We start from the raw sequence: 22,712 nt of genomic DNA, 5'->3' as shown, positions 1-22,712 counted from the left end.
TGCGTCGGAACGGGGCGAATTGGTGCTGCTGACCCTCGAGGCGGGGCCAGACTGCGTTGGTCGACAGTCGGTACCCGCATGATTTGTTAGACTGGCCGTTGCGCGAAAATTGGGCTGAATGTGCAGGCGCACATCCGCCCTGGGCCGCCGGTTATCGAATCGACTATTCGATCTTCTGGCGAGGTATCCTGCCCGAATCAGCCGCAGGAAAGCAGCCATGACCACCGACGCCTCCGTGCCCAACCCTCAGGTTCCCCGTGAGGCTCGCAGGCGCCGCACCTTCGCCGTGATCTCCCACCCGGACGCCGGAAAGTCCACGCTGACCGAAGCCCTGCTGCTGCACGCCCGCGCCATCACTTCCGCCGGCGCCACGCACGGCAAGGCCGGCCGCAGCGGTACCGTCTCCGACTGGATGGAGATGGAAAAGGCCCGCGGCATCTCGGTCACGAGCGCCGCGATTCAGTTCGAGTACCACGACGCCGTGATCAACCTCGTCGATACCCCCGGCCACGCCGACTTTTCCGAGGACACCTTTCGGGTGCTCTCGGCAGTGGATGCCGCGGTGATGCTCGTCGACGCCGCCAAGGGTCTCGAGCCGCAGACTATGAAGCTGTTCGCGGTCTGCAAGCAGCGCGGGCTTCCCGTCATCACCGTCATCAATAAGTGGGACCGGCCGGGCGACACCCCCCTGGCCCTGATGGATGAGATCCAGACCCGTACCGGTCTGCTGCCGACGCCGTTGAACTGGCCGGTCGGCGAGGCCGGCGACCTGCGCGGTGTGCTCGATCGCCGTTCCGGTGATTTTCTGCGTTACACCCGCACGGCTGGTGGCGCGACCGTGGCCGAATCGGTGCGGCTGGATGCGGGTGACGCGGCCAAAGAAGAGGGCCCGGCCTGGGCATCCGCTGTCGAAGAATCTGAGCTGCTCGACGCTGAGTCGCAGAATCACGACTCCGAGCTGTTTCTCGACGGCCAGACCACCCCGGTGCTATTCTGCGCGGCCGTGGCGAACTTCGGGGTGCAGCAGCTGCTTGACACCCTGGTCGAGTTCGCGCCGCCGGCCGAAGCCCGCATCGATATCGATGGCAAACCGCGCAAGGTCACCTCGCCGTTCTCGGGGTTTGTGTTCAAGGTGCAGTCCGGCATGAACTCGGCGCACCGCGACCACGTGGCCTTCGTGCGCGTCTGCTCCGGCGAATTTCGCCGCGGCATGATCGTCACCCACGCCGCGACCGGCCGGCCCTTTGCCACGAAGTATGCCCAGCAATTGTTCGGCAAGGAACGTACCGTCACCGACCGGGCCTGGCCCGGCGACATCGTCGGACTCGTGAACGCGTCGGCGCTGCGGGTGGGCGACTCGATCTTCGAAGACGAGCGGGTGGAGTTTCCGCCGCTACCACTGTTCTCGCCCGAACACTTTCGCGCCATTCGCCCGGTAGACAGCAGCAAGCACAAGCAGTTTCGCCGCGGCATCGACCAGCTCGACCATGAGGGCGTCATCCAGGTGATGCGCTCAGAGGTGCGCGGCGAGCAGGCCCCGGTGCTCGGTGCCGTCGGACCGATGCAGTTCGAGGTCGTCGAAGACCGCATGGTGCACGACTTTCACGCCGATATCCGCATGGAAGCGCTGCCATACCAGGTGGCCCGCAAGACCGACAAGGAGAGCGCGCTCGTGCTCGCCGGAACCCGCCAGGTGGAGGTGTTCACCCGCTCCGACGGCACGCTGCTCGCCCTGTTCAGCACGCCGTGGCGGTTGCAGGCCATTGCCAAGGAGAACCCGAAGCTCGTGCTGATCGACATTGCGAACGCGACGGCCGACGACTTTATGTAGCGTGTTTCACTAACCAGAAAGGCCGCATCCTCGTGGAGGATGCGGCCTTTCTCGTGCTGTAGCAGCTAGGTGATGCAGCGGTTACGCATCGACGACCACGGAGGTGATGACGGGGCTGCGACGGTACTTGCGGTTCATCCAACGGCTCACGGACTGCGTGAATAGATCCTCGAGCTCGGCGCCGTCCACGATCTTGATGCGGTTCGCGGCCTTCATGGCCTCATCGATGACCTTGGTGGCGCCCTTGACCCACTCGTCGTCGTGCACGAATCCGCGCGCCAGGAACTCGACGGGCTCGGAGAGAGTGCCGGTCTTGGCGTTGAGGATTCCGAGAATGGTGATGGTGCCGTCCTCGGCGAGCTTACGACGATCTTCCATCGCAGCGGATGCTGCCCCGCCGACGGTCATGCCGTCAACGAAGACGTAGTCGGCGACAACGCGGCCGGTGACCTTGGCGTGGCCGTCGATGAGGTCGACAACGACGCCGTCTTCGACGACGATGACGTTCTCCGAGGGGACGCCGGTCTGGATGGCGAGGTCGGCGTTGGCCGTGAGGTGACGCCATTCACCGTGGATCGGCATGACGTTGACCGGCTTGACGATGTTGTAGCAGTAGACGAGCTCGCCGGCGCTCGCGTGGCCGGAGACGTGCACCTTGGCGTTGCCCTTGTGCACAACGTTGGCACCCCAACGAATCAGGCCGTTGATGACGCGGTAGATGGAGTTCTCGTTGCCGGGGATCAGCGAGCTCGCGAGTAGCACCGTGTCGCCCTCGCCGATCTTGATGACGTGTTCGCGGTTTGCCATGCGCGAGAGGGCTGCCATCGGCTCCCCCTGCGAACCGGTGCAGATGAGAACGACCTTGTCGTCCTTCATACGCTCGAGCGCCTTCATATCGACGATCAGGCCCTTGGGAACGTTGAGGTAGCCGAGCTCGCTCGCAATCCCCATGTTGCGCACCATGGAGCGGCCGACGAACGCGACCTTGCGGTTGTGTTTGACGGCAGCGTCGATGACCTGTTGGATGCGGTGCACGTGGCTGGCGAAGCTCGACACGATGATGCGGCGCGGGGAGGTGCGGAACACGGTGTCGATTGCCGGTCCGATATCCTTCTCGGCAGTGGTGAAGCCGGGAACCTCGGCGTTGGTCGAGTCGGTCATGAACAGATCCACGCCCTCTTCGGCCAGACGCGCGAAGGCGCCCAGGTCGGTGAGGCGCTTGTCGAGCGGGAACTGGTCCATCTTGAAGTCACCGGTGGCGAGCACGAGGCCGGCCTCGGTGCGGATGGCGATGGCCAGGCCGTCGGGGATGGAGTGGTTCACGGCGATGAATTCGAGGTCGAACTGGCCGATCGTGCGGCGCTCGCCCTCTTTCACCTCGATGAAGTTCTGGCTGAGGCGGTGCTCCTGCAGCTTGGCGGCGAGGAAGGCCAGGGTGAGCTTGGAGCCGACGACGGGAATGTCGCCGCGTTCCTTGAGCAGGTAGGGTACGGCGCCGATGTGGTCTTCGTGACCGTGGGTGAGCACAATGGCTTCGATGTCCTGCAGGCGGTCGCGGATGGCCGTGAAGTCAGGCAGGATCACGTTGATGCCGGGCTGGTTGTCCTCGGGGAAGAGAACGCCGCAGTCGATGATGAGCAGCTTTCCCTTGTGCTCGAAGACGGTCATGTTGCGGCCGATCTCGCCGAGGCCTCCGAGCGGGATGATGCGCATGCCGCGGGCCGGCAATGCCGGCGGAGTGCTCAGGTCGAGGTAGTGGTTATTCATGAATCTCATTTCGTTGTCTGCGATACTGCATGTCCAGGTGTGTGGGGACCGAGATCGGGCATGCGAAAGACCGACGAGCAATACTCAGGGGGCCTCAGCGCGCATACGCGTACCTCGTGTCGTGTCTGGCGGGCAAGCAAAATACCGGCCAGATACCTCCCTAGTCTACCGACGCATCCACGATCGGAGTTTCGGGCACGAAAAAGGGGCCCCGCGCTCGGCGGAGTCCCCTGATTCGTGTCATCGACCTTGGCGGTCGGTCTGGTTAACGACTACACGGCGCGGCCTGCGCCGACACGTATCCGCCGGCCTCGAGGTGCCGCGCGGTGCCGCTGACGTAGCCGGTGGCGGTGATCGCTCGGCGAACGTCGTGGGTGACGTACTCGTTGGCGGTGGTCGTGAGTGTCGTGGGCTTCGATACGTAGGAATTCATGGTGCTCCTGGTGCAATTGAGTGAAAGCGGATGCCGACAGTCAGACAGAGCACCCAGTCACGTTCGAGAGTCCTCGCAAAACGCACAGGCGTGTCTGCGAGGAGCTGGTTCGAGTGAAACTGGGGTGATGGCCCGGTCGGCGGGAAAAATGCGCTGCGCCGCGCGGGCTGCAGAAACCCGGATCCTCTAATGGACCGCCATGATTTCTGAGCTGCACCAAGAATACCGCAGCGTGCCACCCATTTGGGGGAAATGCGCGATCTACACAGGCGCCATGCAGTTACAGGATGGCCTACAGCTACACAGGTACCGTGCAGCCAGCATGGAGACTAAAGTCGATAAAATTCTGTAATGACTTCTTCTGCGCTGTATGACATCCCCCTCACCCTCATCGACGGAACAGAAACCACCTTCGGCGCCTACCAGGGCAAGACGGTTCTCGTCGTCAACGTGGCCTCGAAGTGCGGCTTCACGCCGCAGTACGCTGGACTGGAGGCACTCTACGAGCGTTACGCCGACGACGGGCTGGTCGTGCTTGGGCTGCCGAGCAACCAGTTCATGGGCCAGGAGCCCGGCACCGAGGAGGACATCGTCGAGTTCTGCGGCATGACCTACGGCGTGACCTTCCCGATGACAGCCAAGGTCGATGTGCGCGGAAAGCACCAGCATCCGCTCTACGCGGAGCTGACGAAGTTCAAGCAGGGTCTGTTCCCCGGTCTGATCAAGTGGAACTTCGAGAAGTTTCTGGTGACACCGACCGGTGAGATCGTGGACCGCTTCGCCTCCTCGGTGGAACCGGAGTCGACCGAGATCGTCGACGCGATCGAAAAGGTTCTGGCCGCCAAAGCCGCCTAGCCCCTCGCGTCTCTACCTCCCGCGCCCAGGCCCGGAAAGTGGGCCCATGCTAGATCATGGGCCCAGGACTCTCAGGTGGGCCCGGAGAATTTCAGCCGGCTGCGCGGCGCAGCACGGCCTCGGCGTGACGCAGCACGGGGCCGTCGATCATGCGCCCCTCGTGCTGGAAGACGCCGCGCGCACTGGCGGCGGCCTCGAGCAGCCCGAGGGCGTAGTCGACCTCGGCGGTGGTCGGCTGGTACGCCGACCGAATGACCTCCACCTGGCTGGGGTGGATGCACGCGGTGGCGGTGAAACCGCTCGCGACGGCATCCGCAGCCTCGTCGCTGAGCCCGGCCGTGTCGGTGATGTCGAGGTGCACGGTGTCGATCGCGGCCTTGTCGTGTGCTCGGGCGGCCAACAACACCTGGGAGCGGGCCTGGCGAGCGACGTCGCGGTAGCGGCCGTCGGGGAACCGGCTGGAGCTGCCACCGAGTGACGCGACCAGGTCTTCGGCACCCCACATGAGCGCGACGACGTTTCGTGCCGCGGCAATCTCGGGCGCGGAGATGACACCGGCGGCGGTCTCGCAGAGCGCGATCACTCGGAAGTCATCGAGCATCTCGACCTGGCCGAAACTGACCGTCTTGGCGAGCATCACATCGCGGTACTCCGTGCGCTCCAGCGCGGCCAGGTCGAGCGCGAAGTCGGCAGTGTCGGCCGGATTGATGCGCACGATCGTGCGCATCGGGTCGAGTGGATGCTCAATCAGCGCCCGACGCGCGTCGGCCCGGGCTGCGGGCGCGACGGCGTCTTCGAGGTCGAGAATGACCGCGTCGGCGCGATCAACGGCCTTCGCGTAGCGTTCGGGACGGTCGGCCGGGCAGAACAGCAGCGCCGGCCCGAGGGTGAACGGGGCCGGAGTAAAGGGACTCAACCCGCTCGGGCTGTCGTCGAAGGGGTCGGGGCCGGCCGGATACTCCTCAAACGGGTCGGGATCGAGTGGGCCCCCGTCGAACGGGCCGCTCATTCTGCTGCCCCCCGACACCAGACCAGCACGGTGCGCACGGCCGTGCCGACGATGACGCCGTGCTGGTTGCGTCCCCTGTGTTCGAGCGTGATGATGCCCTGCCCCGGCCGGCTCTTCGACAGCCGTTTGTCGGTCACGATGGTCTCCGAATAAAGGGTGTCGCCGTGGTGCAGCGGATGCGGAAACGTCACGGCCGAAAAACCCAGGTTCGCCACGATCGTGCCCTGGGTCAACTGGGCGACCGAACTGCCCACCATGGTCGAGAGGGTGAACATGGAATTGACCAGGCGTTCACCGAACGGCTGCGTTGCCGACCAGGCCGCGTCGAGGTGCAGGGATTGGGTATTCATGGTCATCGTCGTGAACAGCACGTTGTCGGCCTCGGTCACGGTGCGGCCGGGGCGATGCTGGTAGAGCGCCTTCAGGTCGAACTCCTCGAAGTACAGGCCGCGCTGCTGAACTGGGTGGCGCTCCTCCGGCTGCAGCTCCTTCGTACTGGAATCGGGCATCCGCTTCTCCAATTTCGTCAGGTCAGCCGGCGAAACCCAGGGCCCGCGAAATGACCATGAGCTGCACCTCGGTTGTGCCCTCGCCGAGCTCGAGCACCTTGGAATCACGATAGTGCCGGGCGACCGGGTTTTCGTTCATGAATCCGTATCCGCCGAAGATCTGGGTGGCATCGCGGGCGTTGTCCATGGCCGCTTCGCTGCCGACCATCTTGGCGATCGAAGCCTCCATCTTGAACGGCTTGCCGTTGATCATTTTCAGCGCCGCGTCGTAGTAGGCGAGACGCGCGGTGTGCACGCGCGCCTGCATCCGAGCGATCTTGAAGGCGATGTGCTGGTTGGATCCGATCGAGCGGCCGAACACGTTGCGGCTGTTGGCGTAGCGGATGGATTCTTCCAGGCAGCCCTGGGCGGCGCCGGTGCACAGCGCGGCGAAAGCGACGCGACCCTCGTCGAGGGTCTGCACGAAGTTCGCGAAACCACGGCCGCGCTCCCCGAGCAGGTTGGCTTCCGGCACCCGCACATTGTCGAACACGAGCGGATGCGTGTCCGACGTGTGCCAGCCCACCTTGTCGTACGGCGGCAGTGCCGTGAAACCGGGGGTCGGCGTCGGCACCAGGATGGCGGTGAGTTCCTTCTTGATCGAACCGTCCGCGCGGGTGGACTCCCCCGTGACGGCGGTCACCGTGACGAGCCGGGTGATGTCCGAGCCGGAGTTGGTGATGAACTGCTTCGTGCCGTTGATGACCCATTCGCCGCCGTCCAATGCGGCGGTGGTCTTGGTGCCCGCGGCGTCCGATCCGGCATCCGCTTCGGTGAGGCCGAACGCGGCGAGCGCCGAGCCACTCGCGAGGCGCGGAACCCACTCCTCTTTCTGTGCCTCGGTGCCGCTGCGGTACACCGGCATGATGCCGAGGCCGACCCCGGCTTCGAGGGTGACAGCGATACTCTGGTCGGCGCGCGCAAGCTGCTCGACCGCGAGGCAGAGCGCGAAGTAATCGCTGCCCTGGCCGCCGTACTCCGTCGGGAACGGCAGACCGAAGAGCCCCAGCTCCCCCATCTGGGCGATGATGCCATAGGGCAGGCTGCGCTTGGTGTCGTACTCGTAGGCGGCGGGCGCGACGACGGTGTCGGCGAAATCGCGAACGGTGTCGCTGAGCGCCTGGTATTCGGTGGTGAGTTCGTAGCTCATTCTGAGTCTTCCTTGTCTGCGCTGGTTCCGGGGGTAGTGCTGGTTTCTGGTGTGACGGTGGCGACGATCTGGTCGAGGACCACGAGGTCGCCGGTCTTGAGGTTCACGGTGACGCGGCCCGCCGTGGCGGCCACGAGTTTGTGTTCCATCTTCATGGCCTCGACTACGAGGATGGTCTGCCCTGCTGTGACCACGTCACCGGTGGCGGCGTGCACCGCGATGACGGTGCCGGGCATCGGCGAGCGCACGTCTGGACTGACCGCACCAGGCACCCGGTCACGGCTGAGGAGGTGTTCCGCGAGCTGCTCGGCCCGGGAGCGGTGGCGTAGTTCGAGCGAGAAGCCGTCGGCGCCGATGTACACGCTGGCCCCGGACTGTTCGATGGCATACACCCGGGTCTCGCCGCCGTAGTCGACGCTGCACGCGCCGTCTCCGACGCGCAGGAGTCCGGCTTCGACGGCCGGGCCGTCACCGATAGAAACGGATGCCATCCCCGGCTCCCCCACTACCCGCACGTCAATGGATTCGGTCGCGCGCATTCCCAGCGAGTAGCGCACCGGTCGTGGCGAACCCGCCCGCCACCCGCTCGGCCGCGTCCACACGCCGTTCACGTCGGCCAGACTAGACGCGGCCAATTCCGACCCGGCGAAGGCGCGCCCGTGCAGGAACAATGCCACGGCGGCGAGTACGTGCTCGTCGGCTCCCTGAAACTTGAGGCCCGGAAGCTTGCGTTCGATCAGACCGGTGTCGAGGCGGCCGGCGCGCACGTCGGCATCCGCTAGGAGCAGCCGCAGGTACTCGGTGTTGGTCTGCACGCCGAGCACCACGGTGTCGGCGAGCGCCCGGTCGAGTCGGTTCAACGCCTCCAGCCGGGTGGGAGCCCAGGCGATCACCTTGGCGAGCATCGGGTCGTAGTGCGAGGCGATGGTCAGGCCCGGCATCAACGAACTGTCGACCCGAACTCCCTCGCCGGTCGCCTCGTGCAGCTGCAGCACCGTGCCGATGGTCGGCAGAAAGCCGCGCCCGGGATTCTCGGCGTAGACCCGGGCCTCGATTGCATGCCCCGTGAGGCATATGTCGCTCTGGGTGACCGTGAGCGGCTCCCCCTCGGCAATGCGCAGCTGCCAGTCGACCAGATCAAGGCCGGTGACCAGCTCGGTGACCGGGTGTTCCACCTGTAGGCGGGTGTTCATCTCCATGAAGAAGAATTCGTCGGGCGCGGTCGCGGAGACCAGAAATTCCACGGTTCCGGCGCCGCTGTAGCCCACGCTGCGGGCGGCGGCGCAGGCTGCCTCCCCGATGCGCGCCCGGGTAGCCGCGTCGAGCAGGGGCGACGGCGCCTCCTCGATGACCTTTTGATGCCTCCGCTGCAGCGAGCACTCACGCTCGCCGAGGTGGATGACGGCGCCGTGGTGGTCGGCGAGCACCTGCACCTCGATGTGCCGCGGAGTCGACACGAGCCGTTCGAGCAGCAGGGTGTCGTCGCCGAAGGCGCTCAGCGCCACGCGGCGGGCCGTCTCGAGGATGGCGGGCAGGTCCTCAGCGCGTTCCACCACGTGCATTCCCTTGCCTCCGCCGCCGGCGGAGGGCTTGATGAGCATCGGATAACCCACATCGACGGCCGCTTGGATCAACTGCTCGTTGCTGAGGCCCGGCTGAGCGACCCCGGGGATAATCGGCACCCCGTAGCCGGCCACGTGGTTCTTCGAGCGGATCTTGTCGCCCATCACGTTCAGCGCGTGCACGCTCGGACCGATGAAGGCGATGCCGGCGTCGGCGCAGGCCTGGGCGAAGGCCTGGTTCTCGCTGAGAAATCCGTAGCCGGGGTGGATGGCCTGCGCTCCGGTTCGCGCCGCAGCGGCCAGAACGGCCTCGAAGTTGAGGTAGCTGTCGGCCGGGGCGGCGCCGCCGAGGCGCACCGCGGCATCCGCTTGGAATACGTGTCGCGCGGTGCGGTCGGCGTCGCTAAAGACGGCGATTGAGCGGATGCCCCGCTCCCGCAGCGTGCGGATGATGCGGCACGCGATCTCCCCGCGATTGGCGACCAGCACGGTGTCAAAGGTCATGGGCTCACTCACATTCGGAAGAGGCCGAAGGCGGACTCGCCGAGCGGCGCGGTCGCGCAGACGGCCAGGGCAAGCCCGAGCACCATGCGGGTGTCGGCGGGGTCGATGACGCCGTCGTCCCAGAGCCGGGCGGTGGAATAGTACGGGCTACCCTGGGTCTCGTACTTCGCCAGGATCGGGTCCTTGAACGCGGACTCGGCCTCGGCCGACCACTCATCACCGCCGCCCTCGATCTGCTCCCGCTTCACGGTCGCGAGCACGGCGGAGGCCTGCGGGCCACCCATCACGGAGATGCGGCTGCCCGGCCACATCCAGAGAAAGCGCGGCGAGTAGGCCCGGCCGCACATGGAATAGTTGCCGGCGCCGAAGGAGCCACCGATGACGACGGTGAGCTTGGGCACCCGGGTGGTGGCGACGGCGGTGACCATTTTGGCGCCGTGCTTGGCGATACCGCCGGCCTCGGCGTCCTTACCGACCATGAACCCGGAGATGTTCTGCAGAAACAGCAGCGGTATGCCGCGCTGGTCGCACAGCTCGATGAAGTGGGCACCCTTGAGCGCGGAGTCAGCGAACAGGATGCCGTTGTTGGCGACGATGCCCACCGGGTGGCCGTGGATGTGCGCAAACCCGGTCACCAGCGTGGTGGCGTACTCGCGTTTGAATTCGTGGAATTCGCTGCCGTCGACGAGGCGCGCGATGACTTCGTGCACGTCATACTGGCCCTGCACGTCGACCGGGACGGCTCCGTAGAGTTCGCTCTCGTCGGCGACCGGGTCAATGGTGGGCAGTACCTGCCACGCCGGGGCATGAACGCGAGGCAGGGTGGAGACGATGTCGCGCACGATCTGCAGGGCGTGCTCGTCGTTTTCGGCGAGGTGGTCGGTGACGCCGGAGACGCGGGCATGTAGGTCGCCACCGCCGAGCTCCTCCGCTGTGACGATCTCGCCGATCGCGGCCTTCACGAGCGGCGGGCCGCCCAGGAAGATGGTCCCTTGATTGCGCACGATCACGGTCTCGTCGCTCATCGCCGGAACGTAGGCGCCTCCGGCGGTGCAGGATCCCATGACCGCGGCAATCTGCGGGATCTTGGCCGCGGACATCCGTGCCTGGTTGTAGAAGATGCGGCCGAAGTGGTCGCGGTCGGGGAAGACCTCGTCTTGCATCGGCAGAAAGGCGCCGCCGGAGTCGACGAGGTAGATGCAGGGCAGTCGGTTCTCGAGGGCGATTTCCTGGGCTCGCAGGTGCTTCTTCACCGTCATCGGGTAGTAGGTGCCGCCCTTGACCGTGGCGTCGTTGGAGATCACGAGCACGTAGCGGCCGTGCACGAGCCCGATGCCGGCGATGACGCCAGCGCCGGGGCTGTCGTCGTTGTACAGGCCGGTCGCGGCGAGCGGCGCGATCTCGAGAAACGGGCTGCCGGTATCGAGCAGTTGGTCGATGCGCTCGCGCGGCAACAGCTTGCCGCGGGCGAGGTGACGCTGCCGGGACTTCTCCGGCCCGCCGAGCGCGGCAGTGGCGAGGCGCTGTTTCAGGTCGGTCACGAGCTGCCGCTGGGCGGCGTCATTGGTGACAAAGGCTTGAGCAGAGGAGTCGAGCTGACTCGCGAGTGTCTCCATCGACATCTTCCCATTGGTGAGGCCGGAGCACCCGGCATCAACTACAGTTAGTGATTACTAACTGAAATTCAGGTTAGTCGGGATTAACTGAAATGTCTAGTTGAAAGGTTCGCATGAGCGCCCCGATAGAAACGACGCCGCGCAGCCAGGCCAAAGCCGACCGTCGTTCGGCCCTGCTCAGCGCCGCGGCCACGCTCTTCTCCCAGTCCGGATTCAACGGGGTCTCGATCGAAGACCTCGGCGCTGCCGCCGGAGTGAGCGGGCCCGCCGTCTACCGACATTTCAGCGGCAAGCAGGCCGTGCTCGCTGCGCTGCTCATCGACGTGAGCCAGGATCTCGTGGCCGGCGGCCATGCGGTCGTTTCCGAAACAACGGATGCCGCGGCCGCCCTGCGCGAGCTGGTGCGCTTTCACGTGCACTTCGCCCTGTCCAACCCCGATGTGATCCGAGTGCAGGACCGCGACCTGGACAGCCTCGCCGAGGCCGACCGCCACCGGGTGCGGCTGCTGCAGCGCGAGTATGTGGAACTCTGGGTGGAGGTGCTGAAGCGCGTGCACCCCTCGGGTGACGAAGCCCTGCTCCGCATTCGGGCCCATGCGACCTTCGGGCTCCTGAACTCAACACCACACAGCGCCCGCACCTCGGCGCAGCCCGCCGTGCGCGCCCTGCTTGAGGAGATGGCGCTCGCGGCTCTGGGCCTGCCGAGCGCCTAGCGATCCCGAGCGCAGTATTCCTCGTTAATGACGTACGGATCGGGCTGCGGTCGGAATCGCGACCCGTGGCGGTCGCGCCCTACGGAACCAGAACGCAGTCCACACCGCAAGACCAGCCGGAAAGCGGCGTTAGAAGGCGGCGGTGCAGACGCAGAGCTCGTTGCCTTCGACATCGGCGAGTACCCACCAGTCGGGCGCGTGTTCGTCGGTGAGCAGCACGCCGCCGACTTCTAGTACGGCCGCGACCCGGTCTTCGGCATCGTCGCTCGGAACGTAGACGTCGAGGTGGATGCGGTTGCGGGCGGTGCGGGCGATTTCCATGTGCTGAAACCAGACCTTCGGGGCGAGGCCGCGCGGGTCGACGAGTTCGATGCCGTCGTCGCCGGCGACTTCGGTATAGCCGAGGCCGACCCGCCAGAATGGGCGCACGGCATCCGCGTCGGTACAGTCGATCGCGATGTCGTAGCGGGTCGGCTGTTGGTCGTGGGCAGTGGCACCGAGGGTATCGGCGATCTGCTGAACTCGCACGGCGAGCTCTAGGTCACGCGCGGTGACTCCCCCGGCATCGTGCGAGGTCAGGGTGAGTGAGACGCTGCCGTAGCCGAGGCGCACGTCGGGGTGGTGGTTCATCGACTCGGCCACGTCGCCGACCCGGTTGACCAGTTCCAGGGCGGAGGCGAAGTCCTTGGTGCGGAAAGCGGCGTGCAGGAATCCGTCGAGGTGCACAAAAGCGGTGCCCGTCAACTGCTTCTTCGTCGTGAAGGGGGCGAGGAGTGCACCATGAGCGTTCATGCCTCAACTGTCCTCCGCCACCGCACCCGGGTCAACTGCCCGCGTCGACTGAAACCCGATTGCGCAAGCTTTGATGGTGATCCGCCTACCCCTTACTGACCCGGCAATCGAAGCCATGACGGATGGTCGGCAGTAGGCCGTCACGGCCCTGCGCGGTTACTACGGCGTTGTGTGTCTGCCTGAGCTCGCGAGAACGGGGCAACGGTTGCTCCAGGAAGGCCGAAGTAACAGTTCAACCGCTCTCGAATGCGAATTAATTTCTGATTTCACGTCACCAAATTACTGATATTTGCTCGCGTTTGGGGTTGATTTCGGCTATAATTGTGGGTGAAGGAGGCATCGACGCCATGACCCTCACTGCCCCGCCCGCCGCAGCCGGCTCCGTACCAGAGGGGTCCCGCGTTTCGGTCATTGCCCAGGTCGGCGCGTTGCTCGCTTCTGTGGTCGACGCGGTACGGTTTGGTCAGCTCGAGGTTGCCGAAGCCGTTGCCGTTCTCGCGGCATTGGGAGGGCTGGGCCGCAAGGTGGATGGGGCCAGGCTACGCGCTACCACCGACATCGGCGTGAGCGCCGAAACCGACCTCGGCAACGGATCGCTGGCCTACCAGAACGGATGCCGCAACCGGGTCAAGTTCATCACCCAGCTCGCCGGCATCTCCGGCCGCGAGGTCAAACGGCGCCTCAAGCTCGGTGAGACCGCGGTGGAACTCACCCCACTCGGCCTGCCCATCCCCGCCCGGTACCCAGTCATCGCCGACGGCCTGGGCAGCGGCGAACTCAGCGTGGAATCAGCCGAGATCATCGTCAGCACCCTCACCGCCCTCGAGGGGAAAGTCATGCCCGACGACCTCGACCGAGTTGAACGCGCCCTCGTCGCCACCGCCACTGGTGCCATCACCCCGGAGACGGCCGGACTGCCCGGCGCGGGCATCCGCTTCGCCCCCGACGTGCTGCGCGCGCAGGCAATGGAATGGCAGGCCCGCCTCGACCCCGACGGCACCGCCCCGAACGACGACGTGACCGAGGCGAAGAGCACCCTGACGTTCGGGCTGCTGCGCAACGGTCTCTACCCGCTGCGGGCCGACGTCACCCCCGAACTGCGCGGCATCATGGACACCCTCTTCGACACCTGCCTGTCGGCCAGGTCACGCACCCCCATGTTCCTGCCCACCGAGTCCCTCGACGGCAGCACCGACGGCGCCACACTAGATGGTATTGATGAGGCAGACGGAAACACCGAACGCTTCAGCGCCGACCAATACAGCGCCGAACGATACAGCTCTGAACAGTACAGCTCTGAACAGTACAGCGGGGACACCCGGTTCGACGGGGACCGCCGCACTGCGGGTGAGAAACGTGCCGACATTTTCCGCGACGTCTTCCAGGCGGCCGCGCGCGACCCCAAGACCCCGACCATGGGCGGCGCCGCCCCCATCGTCATGATCCACGTCAACGCCACCGACCTCAACGCAGGCCGCGGCGTCGGCTGGATCGACGGCGTCGAAGCCCCCGTCAGCATGCGCCGGGTGAAAGAGACGATCTGCTCCCGCGGCGCCCAAAAAATCATCTTCGGCGACAACGGCGACGTCCTCTACCTCGGCGACAACGGCGACGTCCTCTACCTCGGCGACAAAGTCCGCTGCTTCACCCCCAAACAGCGCGCCGCCATTGCCGCCCGCGACGGAGGCTGCATCATCCCCGGCTGCACCATCCCCGCCCGCTGGACCGAAGTCCACCACGTACTCCCGGCCGGAAAGGGCGGACCGACCAACGTCGACAACGGGTGACTCCTATGTTGGTTCCATCACCACACGATTGAGACCAGTGGATGGAAAATTCGCATGAAAGACGGTCGGCCTCAAGTACGCGGCCCCCTGGTCTGGGACCCGTCTCAGACGTGGCGCCCGGGACAAAGCCACCGGGCCAACACTCCCAGCCCCGAACCGCCCTGGCACACGTGAAATCCATGCGAATTAGAGCGGTTGACGCTGCTGGTGCAAGAACTGGATCAACGGACCAGGGCGCCTGTCAGCGCCACCGCACCTCCGCCGTGCTGTGAGAGGGCTAGACCATGGTCAGAACCCGAGCGGGGTCGGCGAGGATGGTGCCGATGTCGGCGAGAAAGCGGGAGCCCTGCTCGCCATCGACCAGACGGTGATCGAATGACAGGCTGAGCGTGAGCACCTTGCGCAACGCAATCTGACCGCGATACTCCCAGGGCCGCGAGCGAATGGCGCCCATCGCGAGGATCGCCGCCTCCCCCGGGTTCAAAATGGGCGTTCCGGCATCGATGCCGAACACCCCAATGTTCGTGATCGTGATCGTGCCGCCGGACAGTGCCGCCGGGGCTGTCGTGCCAGCCCGGGCCGCCGTCGTCAGTTCGGCGAGCGCCGCCGCGAGGCCGCGCAGGTCGAGCCGGTCGGCGTCGACGATGTTCGGCACCATCAGTCCACGCGGGGTGGCCGCGGCGATGCCGAGGTTCACGTAGTGGAACTGAACGATTTCGCCGGCCGATTCATCCCACCGGGTGTTCACCGCGGGCGTGCGGCCAACGGCGAGGCAGAGTGCTTTGGCCACCACGGTCAGGATTCCAATGCCGGCATCGGCAAAGGCCCGGTCAGCGCGCAGGGAATCGAGCAGTTCCACGGTCGGCGTGACGTCGATGGTGAGGAATTCGGTCACGTGCGGTGCCGTGAATGCGCTCTGCACCATGGCCTTGGCCGTGAGCTTGCGCAGGCTCTTGATCGGCGCACGGGTCTCACGCTCGAACTCTCCTGACCCGGATCCGTCGGGCGTCGATACGGGCAGACCGGTCGCCGGCACCGACTCGGTGATGTGGGCGCGCACGTCATCTCTGGTGATCAGGCCGTCGCGCCCGGTCCCGGTGACCGTGGTGAGGTCGATACCGAGATCGCGGGCCAGGGCGCGCACCGGCGGGGTCGAGCGCGGCCGGTCTGCAACGGATGCTGCGGCGGGCTGGTCGGAGACGGCAGACGTTCCGGGGGCTGCCGCTGCCCGGCCGACGGACGCAGCCGGCACTGCCGTGTTGCCAGCGGCCTGACCGCCAGCGGAACCATCAGCCTCGGCAACGGCGGGCCCGCCGGCTGAGACCGTCACGCCGTCACCCGGCCGGGCCCGGCGCTGCGGGTGCCCGCCGCTCTCGACGGCAGGTCCGTAGCCGACCAGGTTGGCCTCGCGCTTCTCGGCTTGGGCGGGGGCCGCAGCATCCGTTGCACCGGTATCGGGGGTGTCGGCGTCGCCACCCACGTCGAAGCTGACGATCGGCTCGCCGACGTGCACGACCACACCGGCCGGACAGTGCAGCTCACTCACCACACCGGCGAACGGGCTCGGCAGTTCGACCACGGCCTTGGCCGTTTCGACGTCGGCGATGTGCTGGTTGAGCGTGACCGCATCGCCCGGCGCCACGAGCCAGGCGACGATCTCTGATTCGGTGAGCCCCTCACCGAGGTCGGGCAGTTTGAAGACCTTGATCATCGTCGCCCCATCGCCCGGTCGACGCCGTCGAGAATGCGGTCCAGGCCGGGCAGGTGGTGACTTTCGAGCTTGGCCGGCGGATACGGCACGTCGAAGCCGGTCACCCGCACCGGGGCGGATTCCAGATAGCTGAAGCAGCGTTCAGTGACGGTCGCGATGATCTCGCCGCCGAGTCCACCCGACTGGGCCGCCTCGTGGGTCACGACCAAGCGCCCGGTCTTGCGAACGGATGCCTCCACCACCACGTAATCCACCGGGGACAGCGACCGCAGGTCGATGACCTCGATCGACACGCCCTCGTCGGCCGCAGCGAGCGCCGCATCCTTCGCGGTCGACACCAGCGCGCCATAGGTGAGGAGCGTGACATCCGTTCCCGGAGTGACGATGACGGCCTGCTCCATCGGGGCGCCGAGCTCGGGAACGACCTCGCCCTTGACGTGGTAGCGACGCTTGGGCTCGAAGTAGAGCACCGGGTCGTCGCTCGCGATGGCCTGCCGGATGAGGCTGTAGGCGTCCTGAGCGTTGGAGACGGCGATCACCCGCAGGCCGGAGGTGTGGGTGAAGTAGGCCTCCGGTGATTCGGAGTGGTGTTCGGCCGCGCCGATGCCGCCGCCGAACGGCACCCGAATGGTGATGGGCATGCGCACGGCCCCCTGGGTGCGGTAGTGGAACTTGGCGACCTGGCTAACGATCTGGTCGAAGCCGGGAAAGATGAAACCGTCAAACTGAATCTCGCAGACCGGACGGTAGCCGCGGTAGGCCAGTCCGACCGCGGTGCCGATAATCGCGGATTCGGCCAGGGGTGTGTCAATAACCCGGCGGGCGCCGAACTGGGCGAGCAGATCGCTCGTGACCCGAAAGACACCGCCGAGGGCGCCGATGTCCTCGCCGAGGAGCACGACCTTGGGGTCGTCGAGCATGGCCTGGCGCAGGCCCTCATTGATTGCCTTCCCCATGGTGAGGGTCTTGGTCTCGGTCAGTGGGACCGGTTTCGGGGCAGCAAGGCCGGGCAAGCTGGCGGGGGTCATCAGGGTGGTCATGGTCATCGTCCTTCTCCAGGTGTGCCGAAGCTCGTGAGGTAGCCGGCATAGTCGGTGCGCTGGCGCTCGAGGGTCGCGTTAGGGGTGGTGTACACGTGGTCGAACACGCTCAGCGGTTGTGGGTCGGCCAGGCCGATGCAGCCGGCGCGTAGTTCGGCAGCCACCTGGTCGGCGATGGCCTGGGTCTCGGCTTCGACCTCTGGGGTGATCACGTCAAGCCGCTCCAGCAGCCGGTGCAGCCGCAGCAGCGGATCGCGGGTCTTCCATTCGGCGAGTTCGGCCGGGTCGCGGTAACGGGTGGGGTCATCCGCTGTGGTGTGCGGTCCCATGCGGTAGGTGACCGCTTCAATGAAGGTGGGGCCGCCGCCGGTGCGGGCCCGGTCGAGGGCGATCCTGGTCGCCGCCATCACCGCGATCACGTCGTTGCCGTCGATGCGCAGGCTCGGGATGCCGAAGCCCGGTGCCCGATCGGCGATGTTGCGGTGTGCTTGCAGCCCGACCGGTTCGGAGATGGCCCACTGGTTGTTCTGGCAGAAGAAAACCACCGGGGCCTGAAAGCTTGCGGCGAAAACCATGGCCTCGTTGACGTCGCCCTGGCTGGTGGCGCCGTCGCCGAAGTAGGTGATGGCGACCGAGTCGACTTCGTCGCGCTGGGCGCCGAGCGCCCACCCGGTGGCGTGCAGGGTCTGCGCGCCGATGATGATGTTCGGCGTGGCCATATTGACCGTGTAAGGGTCCCAGCCGGACTGGGCGTTACCGCGCCAGACCTTGACGATGTCGGTCAGGTTGACGCCGCGACAGTAGGCGACGGCGTTCTCCCGGTAGCTCGGAAAGATGAAGTCGTCGCTGCGCAGGGCGCGAGCGGACCCGACCTGCGCAGCCTCCTGGCCGAGCAGCGGCGGCCACAGTCCGAGTTCGCCCTGGCGTTGCAGGGCGGTCGCCTCGGTGTCGATCCGGCGCACTACGACCATGTCGCGGTACAGGGCCAGCAGTGCCGGCCCGTCAAGATCGTCGACCCACGGGTCGAAGTCGGGCCGGGGCATCCGCTCGCCGTCAAGCGAGAGAAGTTGCACCAGCTGAGGGGAGAAATCAATCATGGTTCGCTCCGAGCGTCATTGCTAAAGTTGACGTGAGCCTATGTCGACCCCGCAGGGAGCACAACCACTGACGAAAAAAGTGAGCAGAGTGCCCTATTCAGACTCGTCGGACCGTGTTAAAGTTTTGCACTATGTACAGCCTTGACAAGACCGACACACAGCTCCTGCAAGCCCTCTCGGTCGACCCGCGCAGCACCTTCGTCGCCCTCGCCGACACCCTGGGGCTGTCGCGCAACACCGTGCAGGCCCGCATGAAGCGATTGGAAGATTCGGGCGCCTTTCTCGGCTTCGACCGCCGCATCAATCCGGCCGCTCTCGGCTACCCACTGACCGCGTTCATCGAGGTACATGTGCAGCAGAAGCGCCTCGCTCAAATCGTGATCGATCTCGCCAAAATTCCCGAAATCGTGCAGGCGCACGGCATGAGCGGGCAGGCCGATCTGCTCGTGCGCGTGGTCTGCACGGATGCCGCTGATCTGTTTCGGATCGATGGCACGATCCTCGCCTGTGATGGGGTCGAGCGCACCGAAACCTCGCTCGCGATGGGCGAGGTCATCCCGTATCGCCTCACCCCGCTGCTCGACCGGCATGCCTAAGCACGATTCGATCTATTTGCTAAATTCTTCATATAGTTATATAAAGAAGTAATGAAGTTAATCGCGCTGGTAGTCTTGCACCCAACCAGACGCACCGCAGAATCCGTCGCCTGCCCAGCACCTTCGACTTTCGCGCTCCCCACAGAAGGCTCCAGCTTCGTGAACATGCATGCAGACCAGGGGCTCCGATGAGCTTCCTTCGATTGGCCACGCTCATTCGCCACGGCGGACGTATCGCCGAACCGGCACCGACCGCTCCGCCCCTGTTTCCCGGAGCCGAAGTCTTCGGCGGAAGCGTACAGGTGCGCTACATCAACGCCGGCGGCTGCAATGACTGTGCCCTGGAAGTTTCTGCCGCGTTCGGCCCGGTCTATGACGTGGAACGCTACGGCGTTCGCCTGGTGCCCTCGCCGCGGCATGCCGACGTGCTGCTCATCGTCGGCAGCGTGACTCGCAATATGGCCGAGCCGTTGCGCCGCACCATCGAGGCCACCCCCACCCCCCGGTTTGTGATCGTGGTCGGCGACTGCGCCATCCACGGTGGCGCCTTCCGCGACGGCTACGGCATTATGGGGCCCGTTTCTGATTTCGTGCACGTCGATATCGAGGTACCGGGCAGTCCGCCGGAACCAACCGAGATCGTGCAGGCCCTGCGCCGGATGACCGGCCGATGACGGGTAGCGGAGCCGGGCTCCTGCTGCACACCGAGACCGGAACGGGCCTGCTCATGCAAACGGGTATCGGAGCCGGGCTCCTGCTGCAACTGGGCCTCGGCGCGCTGGCCGTGGTGACCGCCCTGCTGGCCGCACCGTCCCTGCGGTCGCGGGCCGGCGGCATCCTCTGCACCCTGATCGCCGTGACCGGTTTCGTCACCGGCCTCGCCGCGATGCTCGGCTCGACCGGCGGCCTGCTTATTCCCCTGGCCCTGCCGATGGACCCACTGCTGCTGGCCCCCGACCGTCTCGGCGGTCTGTTCATGCTCATCGTGTCGGGCGTCGGCATACTTGTCTCGCTCTACTCGATGAGCTCGACCAGCGGACCCGACGCGAGCCGCACCGCCTGGGTCGCCATGCCGGTGTTCCTAGTGGGCATGCAGCTCGTTCCCGCGGCGACCGACTCGGTGTCGTTCCTGCTGGCCTGGGAGGTCATGACCCTCGGCTCCACCGTGCTCCTGCTGGCCGATCACGCCAGCCGCGCCTCGGTCGCCTCGGCCGGCATCTGGTACTCAGCCATGTCACAGTTGAGCTTCTTCTTCATCCTCGCCGGATTCGCCGTGCTCGCCGCCGCTTCGGGCGGCACCAGCTTCACCAGCCTGCAGGCGATCGAACCCGGTGACTGGGCCGCGAACGTCGCCTTTGTCCTGTTCCTGCTCGGTTTCGGCGGCAAGGCCGAACTCGTTCCGCTGCACGTCTGGGTACCCCGGGTACTGCCCGAAGCCCCGAGCCACGTCTCGGCTGCGATGAGCGGCGCTATGGTCAAGATCGGCGTCTACGGCGGCCTGCTGGTCTGCGTGCGTCTGCTGCCCGACGGTCCGGCCTGGTGGGGCATCGCGATCATGCTGGTCGGTGGAGCATCCGCTTTGTACGGCATTCTGCAGGCCTCCGTGTCGAGTGACCTCAAGGTTTTGCTGGCGTACTCGACCACCGAGAACATGGGTCTGGTCTTTCTCGGCCTCGGCGCGAGCATGCTGCTGCGCGGCTACGACGCGCAAGCGGCAGCGGATGCCGCGCTCGTCGCCGCCCTGCTGCTCGCCGTCAGCCACGCCGCATTCAAGTCCACGTTGTTCCTCGGTGCTGGCGCCATTATCCACGCCACCGGCGAACGCAACCTCGACCGGCTCGGCGGCCTCGGCGCCCGTATGCCCGTCACTGCCGCCGCGTTCGGCATCGCCAGCCTCGGCGCGGCCGCCATCCCGATCACGAGCGGTTTCGTCGCCGAGTGGATGCTGCTGCAGTCACTCATTCACGGCGGTCGCCTCGATGGGGCGGTCGTCTCGGTCGCGGCATCCGTCGCTATGCCGCTCGCCGTCGCCGTGATCGCCCTCACCGCCGGTCTGGCGCTGCTCACCTTCGTCAAGGCCTACGGCATCGCCTTCCTGGCCCGGCCACGAAGCAGCGCCGCAGCGGACGCCCGGGAAGTGCCAGCACTGATGCGCATTTCACTCGCCCTCGGCGCCCTGGCCGTGCTCGCTCTCGGCTTGTTGCCGGGACCGATCGCCACCCTCGTGGCGACCACGGTCAGTTCGGACCCGACGGCCGCGGTGCGGTCGGTCGGACTCGGCGGGGTATCGCTGCCGGGCATCGGCGCTGTGCTCGACCCGATCATGCTCGTCGTCCTGTCGGCCCTCGTCGCCATCCCGGTGATCGTCGCGATCATCGTCTCGGCCCGCCGGCATCCGCACCGTATCGTCGACCTGCCCTGGGGTGGCGGCGGATCTCGAGCCCGGCCACGCATGCAGTACACCGCGACGTCGTATGCGGAGCCGCTAGTTCGCGTTTTCGACGACGTGCTCAAGCCCTCCCGTGACGTGCAGGTCACCCACGTGGCTGAGTCCCGTTACCTAGTGGAACACGTGCGGGTCGAACAGACCGTCTCCGACGTGATTGAAACCCGACTGTATCGGCCGGTGCTCAACCTGTTCCAGCGCTACGGCAAAGCCGCTCGCCACGTCGCCAATGGCAGCATTCACCGCTACCTCACCTATTCCTTCGTCGCCCTACTGATCGTCCTGATTGTGGTCTCCCTGTGAACGATATGAGCGCCATCATCATCGCCCTCGTGCAGGTTGTCTTGTTCGTGTTCCTCGCCCCGCTGCTGATGGGTGTGATCCGGCAGGTGCGAGCCACCATCGAGGGCCGCGCCGGCGCCGGAATCTGGCAGCCCTGGCGCGACCTGCGCAAACTGCTCGCGAAGAACCCGGTGCGCGGCACCGACAGCAGCTGGATGCTGCGCGTCGGTCCGGTCGCCCTGGTCGTGTCGAGCCTGCTGCTCTGCGTGCTGCTGCCGCTCGTCGGTACGATTCCGTTCGCGCTGATTCCCAGCGACTTGTTCGTCATTGTCTCCATCATGCTGATCGGCGTCGTCGCCCTCGCCCTTGTCGGCCTCGACGGCGGTACCGCCTTCGGCGGCATGGGGTCCAGCCGACACATGACGGTTGCCGCGCTGGTTGAGCCGACCCTGCTGCTCTCGGTCTACGCGTTCTCAATTCCGGCCGGAACCAGCACCCTGTCGGTCATCGTTGAAACCCGGCTGCTCTCCCCCGAGCTGATCATCTCGCCGGTCAGCGTGCTGGCCCTCGTCGCGCTATCGATCGCCATCATGGCCGAGACCGCCCGACTGCCCATCGATAACCCTGGCACCCACCTTGAGGTGACCATGCTGCACGAGGCGATGACGCTCGAAGCGAGCGGACGTGACCTCGCCTGGCTCGAAGTCGGCTCCTGGCTGAAGCTGGCTGCCCTGCTCGGCCTGGTCAGCAACCTGATCGTGCCATGGGGCGTCGTCACCGATTTCAGCGCCATGGGCCTCGTGATTGGCGTCGTCTCGATCGCCGTGAAGGTGCTGGTGCTGGGGGTGCTGCTCAGCGTCGGCGAGATCTTTCTCGCCAAGGTACGCCTGTTCCAGGTGCCCGAGCTGCTCGCTGGCTCGTTCGCCCTCGCCTTCCTGGCCGTCACCGCCTCCTATCTGGTCGCCTGAGGAGC

The 22,712-nt window shown here is 66.1% G+C and carries 19 protein-coding genes; 8 read left to right on the top strand and 11 right to left on the bottom strand.

What is annotated here, in order from left to right; genetic code table 11:
- Positions 1–217 precede the first annotated feature (217 nt).
- Positions 218–1,831: a peptide chain release factor 3 gene (locus E3O11_RS11710; protein ID WP_092449928.1), complete on the top strand. Its 1,614-nt coding sequence runs from the start codon at positions 218–220 to the stop codon at positions 1,829–1,831.
- A gap of 81 nt (positions 1,832–1,912) precedes the next feature.
- On the opposite strand, the gene E3O11_RS11705 is transcribed toward E3O11_RS11710, so the two are convergent.
- Together E3O11_RS11705 and E3O11_RS17665 are read right to left on the bottom strand one after the other, a co-directional pair.
- Positions 1,913–3,598: a ribonuclease J gene (locus E3O11_RS11705; RefSeq protein ID WP_092449930.1), complete on the bottom strand. Its 1,686-nt coding sequence runs from the start codon at positions 3,596–3,598 to the stop codon at positions 1,913–1,915.
- A 265-nt stretch (positions 3,599–3,863) separates the two neighbouring features.
- Positions 3,864–4,031 carry a hypothetical protein gene (locus tag E3O11_RS17665; protein ID WP_158251629.1) on the bottom strand — a complete coding sequence of 56 codons (168 nt, stop codon included), beginning with the start codon at positions 4,029–4,031 and terminating at the stop codon, positions 3,864–3,866.
- Positions 4,032–4,382: 351 nt separating this feature from the next.
- On the opposite strand from E3O11_RS17665, the gene E3O11_RS11700 reads away from it, so the two are divergent.
- Positions 4,383–4,886, top strand: a complete 504-nt coding sequence (locus tag E3O11_RS11700; RefSeq protein ID WP_092449932.1) for a glutathione peroxidase — start codon at positions 4,383–4,385, stop codon at positions 4,884–4,886.
- Between the two features lie 91 nt (positions 4,887–4,977).
- Here the strand turns inward: E3O11_RS11700 and E3O11_RS11695 are convergent, their stop codons facing one another.
- The 5 genes from E3O11_RS11695 to E3O11_RS11675 are packed head-to-tail and all read right to left on the bottom strand — an operon-like array spanning position 4,978 to position 11,275.
- Positions 4,978–5,895, bottom strand: coding sequence for an HpcH/HpaI aldolase/citrate lyase family protein (locus tag E3O11_RS11695; RefSeq protein WP_092449934.1), 918 nt, complete (start codon positions 5,893–5,895; stop codon positions 4,978–4,980).
- Positions 5,892–6,404, bottom strand: coding sequence for a MaoC family dehydratase (locus E3O11_RS11690; RefSeq protein WP_092449936.1), 513 nt, complete (start codon positions 6,402–6,404; stop codon positions 5,892–5,894). Before E3O11_RS11690 ends, E3O11_RS11695 begins: the two co-directional genes overlap by 4 nt.
- Positions 6,405–6,426: 22 nt before the next feature.
- Entirely contained in the window at positions 6,427–7,593 is a 1,167-nt protein-coding gene (locus tag E3O11_RS11685; RefSeq protein ID WP_092449938.1) for an acyl-CoA dehydrogenase family protein, read from the bottom strand.
- Complete coding sequence (locus E3O11_RS11680; protein WP_092449939.1) at positions 7,590–9,659, bottom strand: acetyl/propionyl/methylcrotonyl-CoA carboxylase subunit alpha; 2,070 nt, start codon at positions 9,657–9,659, stop codon at positions 7,590–7,592. The genes E3O11_RS11685 and E3O11_RS11680 overlap by 4 nt, the downstream gene beginning before the upstream one ends.
- An 8-nt stretch (positions 9,660–9,667) precedes the next feature.
- Positions 9,668–11,275 carry a carboxyl transferase domain-containing protein gene (locus E3O11_RS11675; protein WP_092449941.1) on the bottom strand — a complete coding sequence of 536 codons (1,608 nt, stop codon included), beginning with the start codon at positions 11,273–11,275 and terminating at the stop codon, positions 9,668–9,670.
- A 113-nt stretch (positions 11,276–11,388) separates the two neighbouring features.
- Between E3O11_RS11675 and E3O11_RS11670 the strand changes: the two genes are divergently transcribed.
- Positions 11,389–11,988 (top strand): SACE_7040 family transcriptional regulator, encoded by a 600-nt coding sequence (locus E3O11_RS11670; protein WP_092449943.1) that lies wholly within the window; start codon positions 11,389–11,391, stop codon positions 11,986–11,988.
- A 129-nt stretch (positions 11,989–12,117) separates the two neighbouring features.
- Here E3O11_RS11670 and E3O11_RS11665 read toward each other — a convergent pair whose 3' ends face one another.
- Entirely contained in the window at positions 12,118–12,780 is a 663-nt protein-coding gene (locus E3O11_RS11665) for a VOC family protein (protein ID WP_092449945.1), read from the bottom strand.
- 347 nt (positions 12,781–13,127) lie between these two features.
- Between E3O11_RS11665 and E3O11_RS11660 the strand changes: the two genes are divergently transcribed.
- A complete protein-coding gene (locus E3O11_RS11660; RefSeq protein WP_092449947.1) occupies positions 13,128–14,567 on the top strand; it encodes an HNH endonuclease signature motif containing protein in 1,440 nt (479 codons plus the stop codon).
- A 277-nt stretch (positions 14,568–14,844) separates the two neighbouring features.
- Here E3O11_RS11660 and E3O11_RS11655 read toward each other — a convergent pair whose 3' ends face one another.
- The 3 genes from E3O11_RS11655 to pdhA all read right to left on the bottom strand — a co-directional run bounded on the left by E3O11_RS11655 (position 14,845) and on the right by pdhA (position 18,415).
- Complete coding sequence (locus tag E3O11_RS11655; RefSeq protein WP_092449949.1) at positions 14,845–16,278, bottom strand: dihydrolipoamide acetyltransferase family protein; 1,434 nt, start codon at positions 16,276–16,278, stop codon at positions 14,845–14,847.
- Positions 16,275–17,234 (bottom strand): alpha-ketoacid dehydrogenase subunit beta, encoded by a 960-nt coding sequence (locus E3O11_RS11650; protein ID WP_233195244.1) that lies wholly within the window; start codon positions 17,232–17,234, stop codon positions 16,275–16,277. The genes E3O11_RS11655 and E3O11_RS11650 overlap by 4 nt, the downstream gene beginning before the upstream one ends.
- Positions 17,235–17,320: 86 nt before the next feature.
- Positions 17,321–18,415, bottom strand: a complete 1,095-nt coding sequence (pdhA, locus tag E3O11_RS11645) for a pyruvate dehydrogenase (acetyl-transferring) E1 component subunit alpha (protein ID WP_092449953.1) — start codon at positions 18,413–18,415, stop codon at positions 17,321–17,323.
- A gap of 131 nt (positions 18,416–18,546) precedes the next feature.
- Between pdhA and E3O11_RS11640 the strand changes: the two genes are divergently transcribed.
- The 4 genes from E3O11_RS11640 (at position 18,547) to E3O11_RS11625 (ending at position 22,707) form a co-directional block, all read left to right on the top strand.
- Entirely contained in the window at positions 18,547–19,011 is a 465-nt protein-coding gene (locus tag E3O11_RS11640) for an Lrp/AsnC family transcriptional regulator (protein ID WP_092449955.1), read from the top strand.
- Positions 19,012–19,199: 188 nt separating this feature from the next.
- Positions 19,200–19,685: an NADH-quinone oxidoreductase subunit B family protein gene (locus tag E3O11_RS11635; RefSeq protein WP_092449957.1), complete on the top strand. Its 486-nt coding sequence runs from the start codon at positions 19,200–19,202 to the stop codon at positions 19,683–19,685.
- Entirely contained in the window at positions 19,682–21,760 is a 2,079-nt protein-coding gene (locus E3O11_RS11630; RefSeq protein WP_198415591.1) for a proton-conducting transporter transmembrane domain-containing protein, read from the top strand. The genes E3O11_RS11635 and E3O11_RS11630 overlap by 4 nt, the downstream gene beginning before the upstream one ends.
- A gap of 5 nt (positions 21,761–21,765) precedes the next feature.
- Positions 21,766–22,707: a respiratory chain complex I subunit 1 family protein gene (locus tag E3O11_RS11625; protein ID WP_092449959.1), complete on the top strand. Its 942-nt coding sequence runs from the start codon at positions 21,766–21,768 to the stop codon at positions 22,705–22,707.
- Positions 22,708–22,712: the final 5 nt, after the last annotated feature.

Origin of the sequence: Cryobacterium levicorallinum, from assembly GCF_004402405.1 — a bacterium.
Classification (GTDB): Bacteria; Actinomycetota; Actinomycetes; order Actinomycetales; family Microbacteriaceae; genus Cryobacterium; species Cryobacterium levicorallinum.
This window is presented reverse-complemented; position numbering and strand designations above follow the sequence as displayed.

What these genes read in the sequence shown, in the direction of transcription:
- E3O11_RS11630 (WP_198415591.1), top strand. Translation starts at nt 19,682, where the DNA reads ATGACGGGTAGCGGAGCCGGGCTCCTGCTGCACACCGAGACCGGAACG.
- E3O11_RS11710 (WP_092449928.1), top strand. Translation starts at nt 218, where the DNA reads ATGACCACCGACGCCTCCGTGCCCAACCCTCAGGTTCCCCGTGAGGCT.
- E3O11_RS11665 (WP_092449945.1), bottom strand. Translation starts at nt 12,780, where the DNA reads ATGAACGCTCATGGTGCACTCCTCGCCCCCTTCACGACGAAGAAGCAG.
- E3O11_RS11670 (WP_092449943.1), top strand. Translation starts at nt 11,389, where the DNA reads ATGAGCGCCCCGATAGAAACGACGCCGCGCAGCCAGGCCAAAGCCGAC.
- pdhA (WP_092449953.1), bottom strand. Translation starts at nt 18,415, where the DNA reads ATGATTGATTTCTCCCCTCAGCTGGTGCAACTTCTCTCGCTTGACGGC.
- E3O11_RS11680 (WP_092449939.1), bottom strand. Translation starts at nt 9,659, where the DNA reads ATGACCTTTGACACCGTGCTGGTCGCCAATCGCGGGGAGATCGCGTGC.
- E3O11_RS11640 (WP_092449955.1), top strand. Translation starts at nt 18,547, where the DNA reads ATGTACAGCCTTGACAAGACCGACACACAGCTCCTGCAAGCCCTCTCG.
- E3O11_RS11685 (WP_092449938.1), bottom strand. Translation starts at nt 7,593, where the DNA reads ATGAGCTACGAACTCACCACCGAATACCAGGCGCTCAGCGACACCGTT.
- E3O11_RS11625 (WP_092449959.1), top strand. Translation starts at nt 21,766, where the DNA reads ATGAGCGCCATCATCATCGCCCTCGTGCAGGTTGTCTTGTTCGTGTTC.
- E3O11_RS11650 (WP_233195244.1), bottom strand. Translation starts at nt 17,234, where the DNA reads ATGGGGAAGGCAATCAATGAGGGCCTGCGCCAGGCCATGCTCGACGAC.
- E3O11_RS11660 (WP_092449947.1), top strand. Translation starts at nt 13,128, where the DNA reads ATGACCCTCACTGCCCCGCCCGCCGCAGCCGGCTCCGTACCAGAGGGG.
- E3O11_RS11705 (WP_092449930.1), bottom strand. Translation starts at nt 3,598, where the DNA reads ATGAATAACCACTACCTCGACCTGAGCACTCCGCCGGCATTGCCGGCC.
- E3O11_RS11695 (WP_092449934.1), bottom strand. Translation starts at nt 5,895, where the DNA reads ATGAGCGGCCCGTTCGACGGGGGCCCACTCGATCCCGACCCGTTTGAG.
- E3O11_RS11700 (WP_092449932.1), top strand. Translation starts at nt 4,383, where the DNA reads ATGACTTCTTCTGCGCTGTATGACATCCCCCTCACCCTCATCGACGGA.
- E3O11_RS11675 (WP_092449941.1), bottom strand. Translation starts at nt 11,275, where the DNA reads ATGGAGACACTCGCGAGTCAGCTCGACTCCTCTGCTCAAGCCTTTGTC.
- E3O11_RS11635 (WP_092449957.1), top strand. Translation starts at nt 19,200, where the DNA reads ATGAGCTTCCTTCGATTGGCCACGCTCATTCGCCACGGCGGACGTATC.
- E3O11_RS11690 (WP_092449936.1), bottom strand. Translation starts at nt 6,404, where the DNA reads ATGCCCGATTCCAGTACGAAGGAGCTGCAGCCGGAGGAGCGCCACCCA.
- E3O11_RS17665 (WP_158251629.1), bottom strand. Translation starts at nt 4,031, where the DNA reads ATGAATTCCTACGTATCGAAGCCCACGACACTCACGACCACCGCCAAC.
- E3O11_RS11655 (WP_092449949.1), bottom strand. Translation starts at nt 16,278, where the DNA reads ATGATCAAGGTCTTCAAACTGCCCGACCTCGGTGAGGGGCTCACCGAA.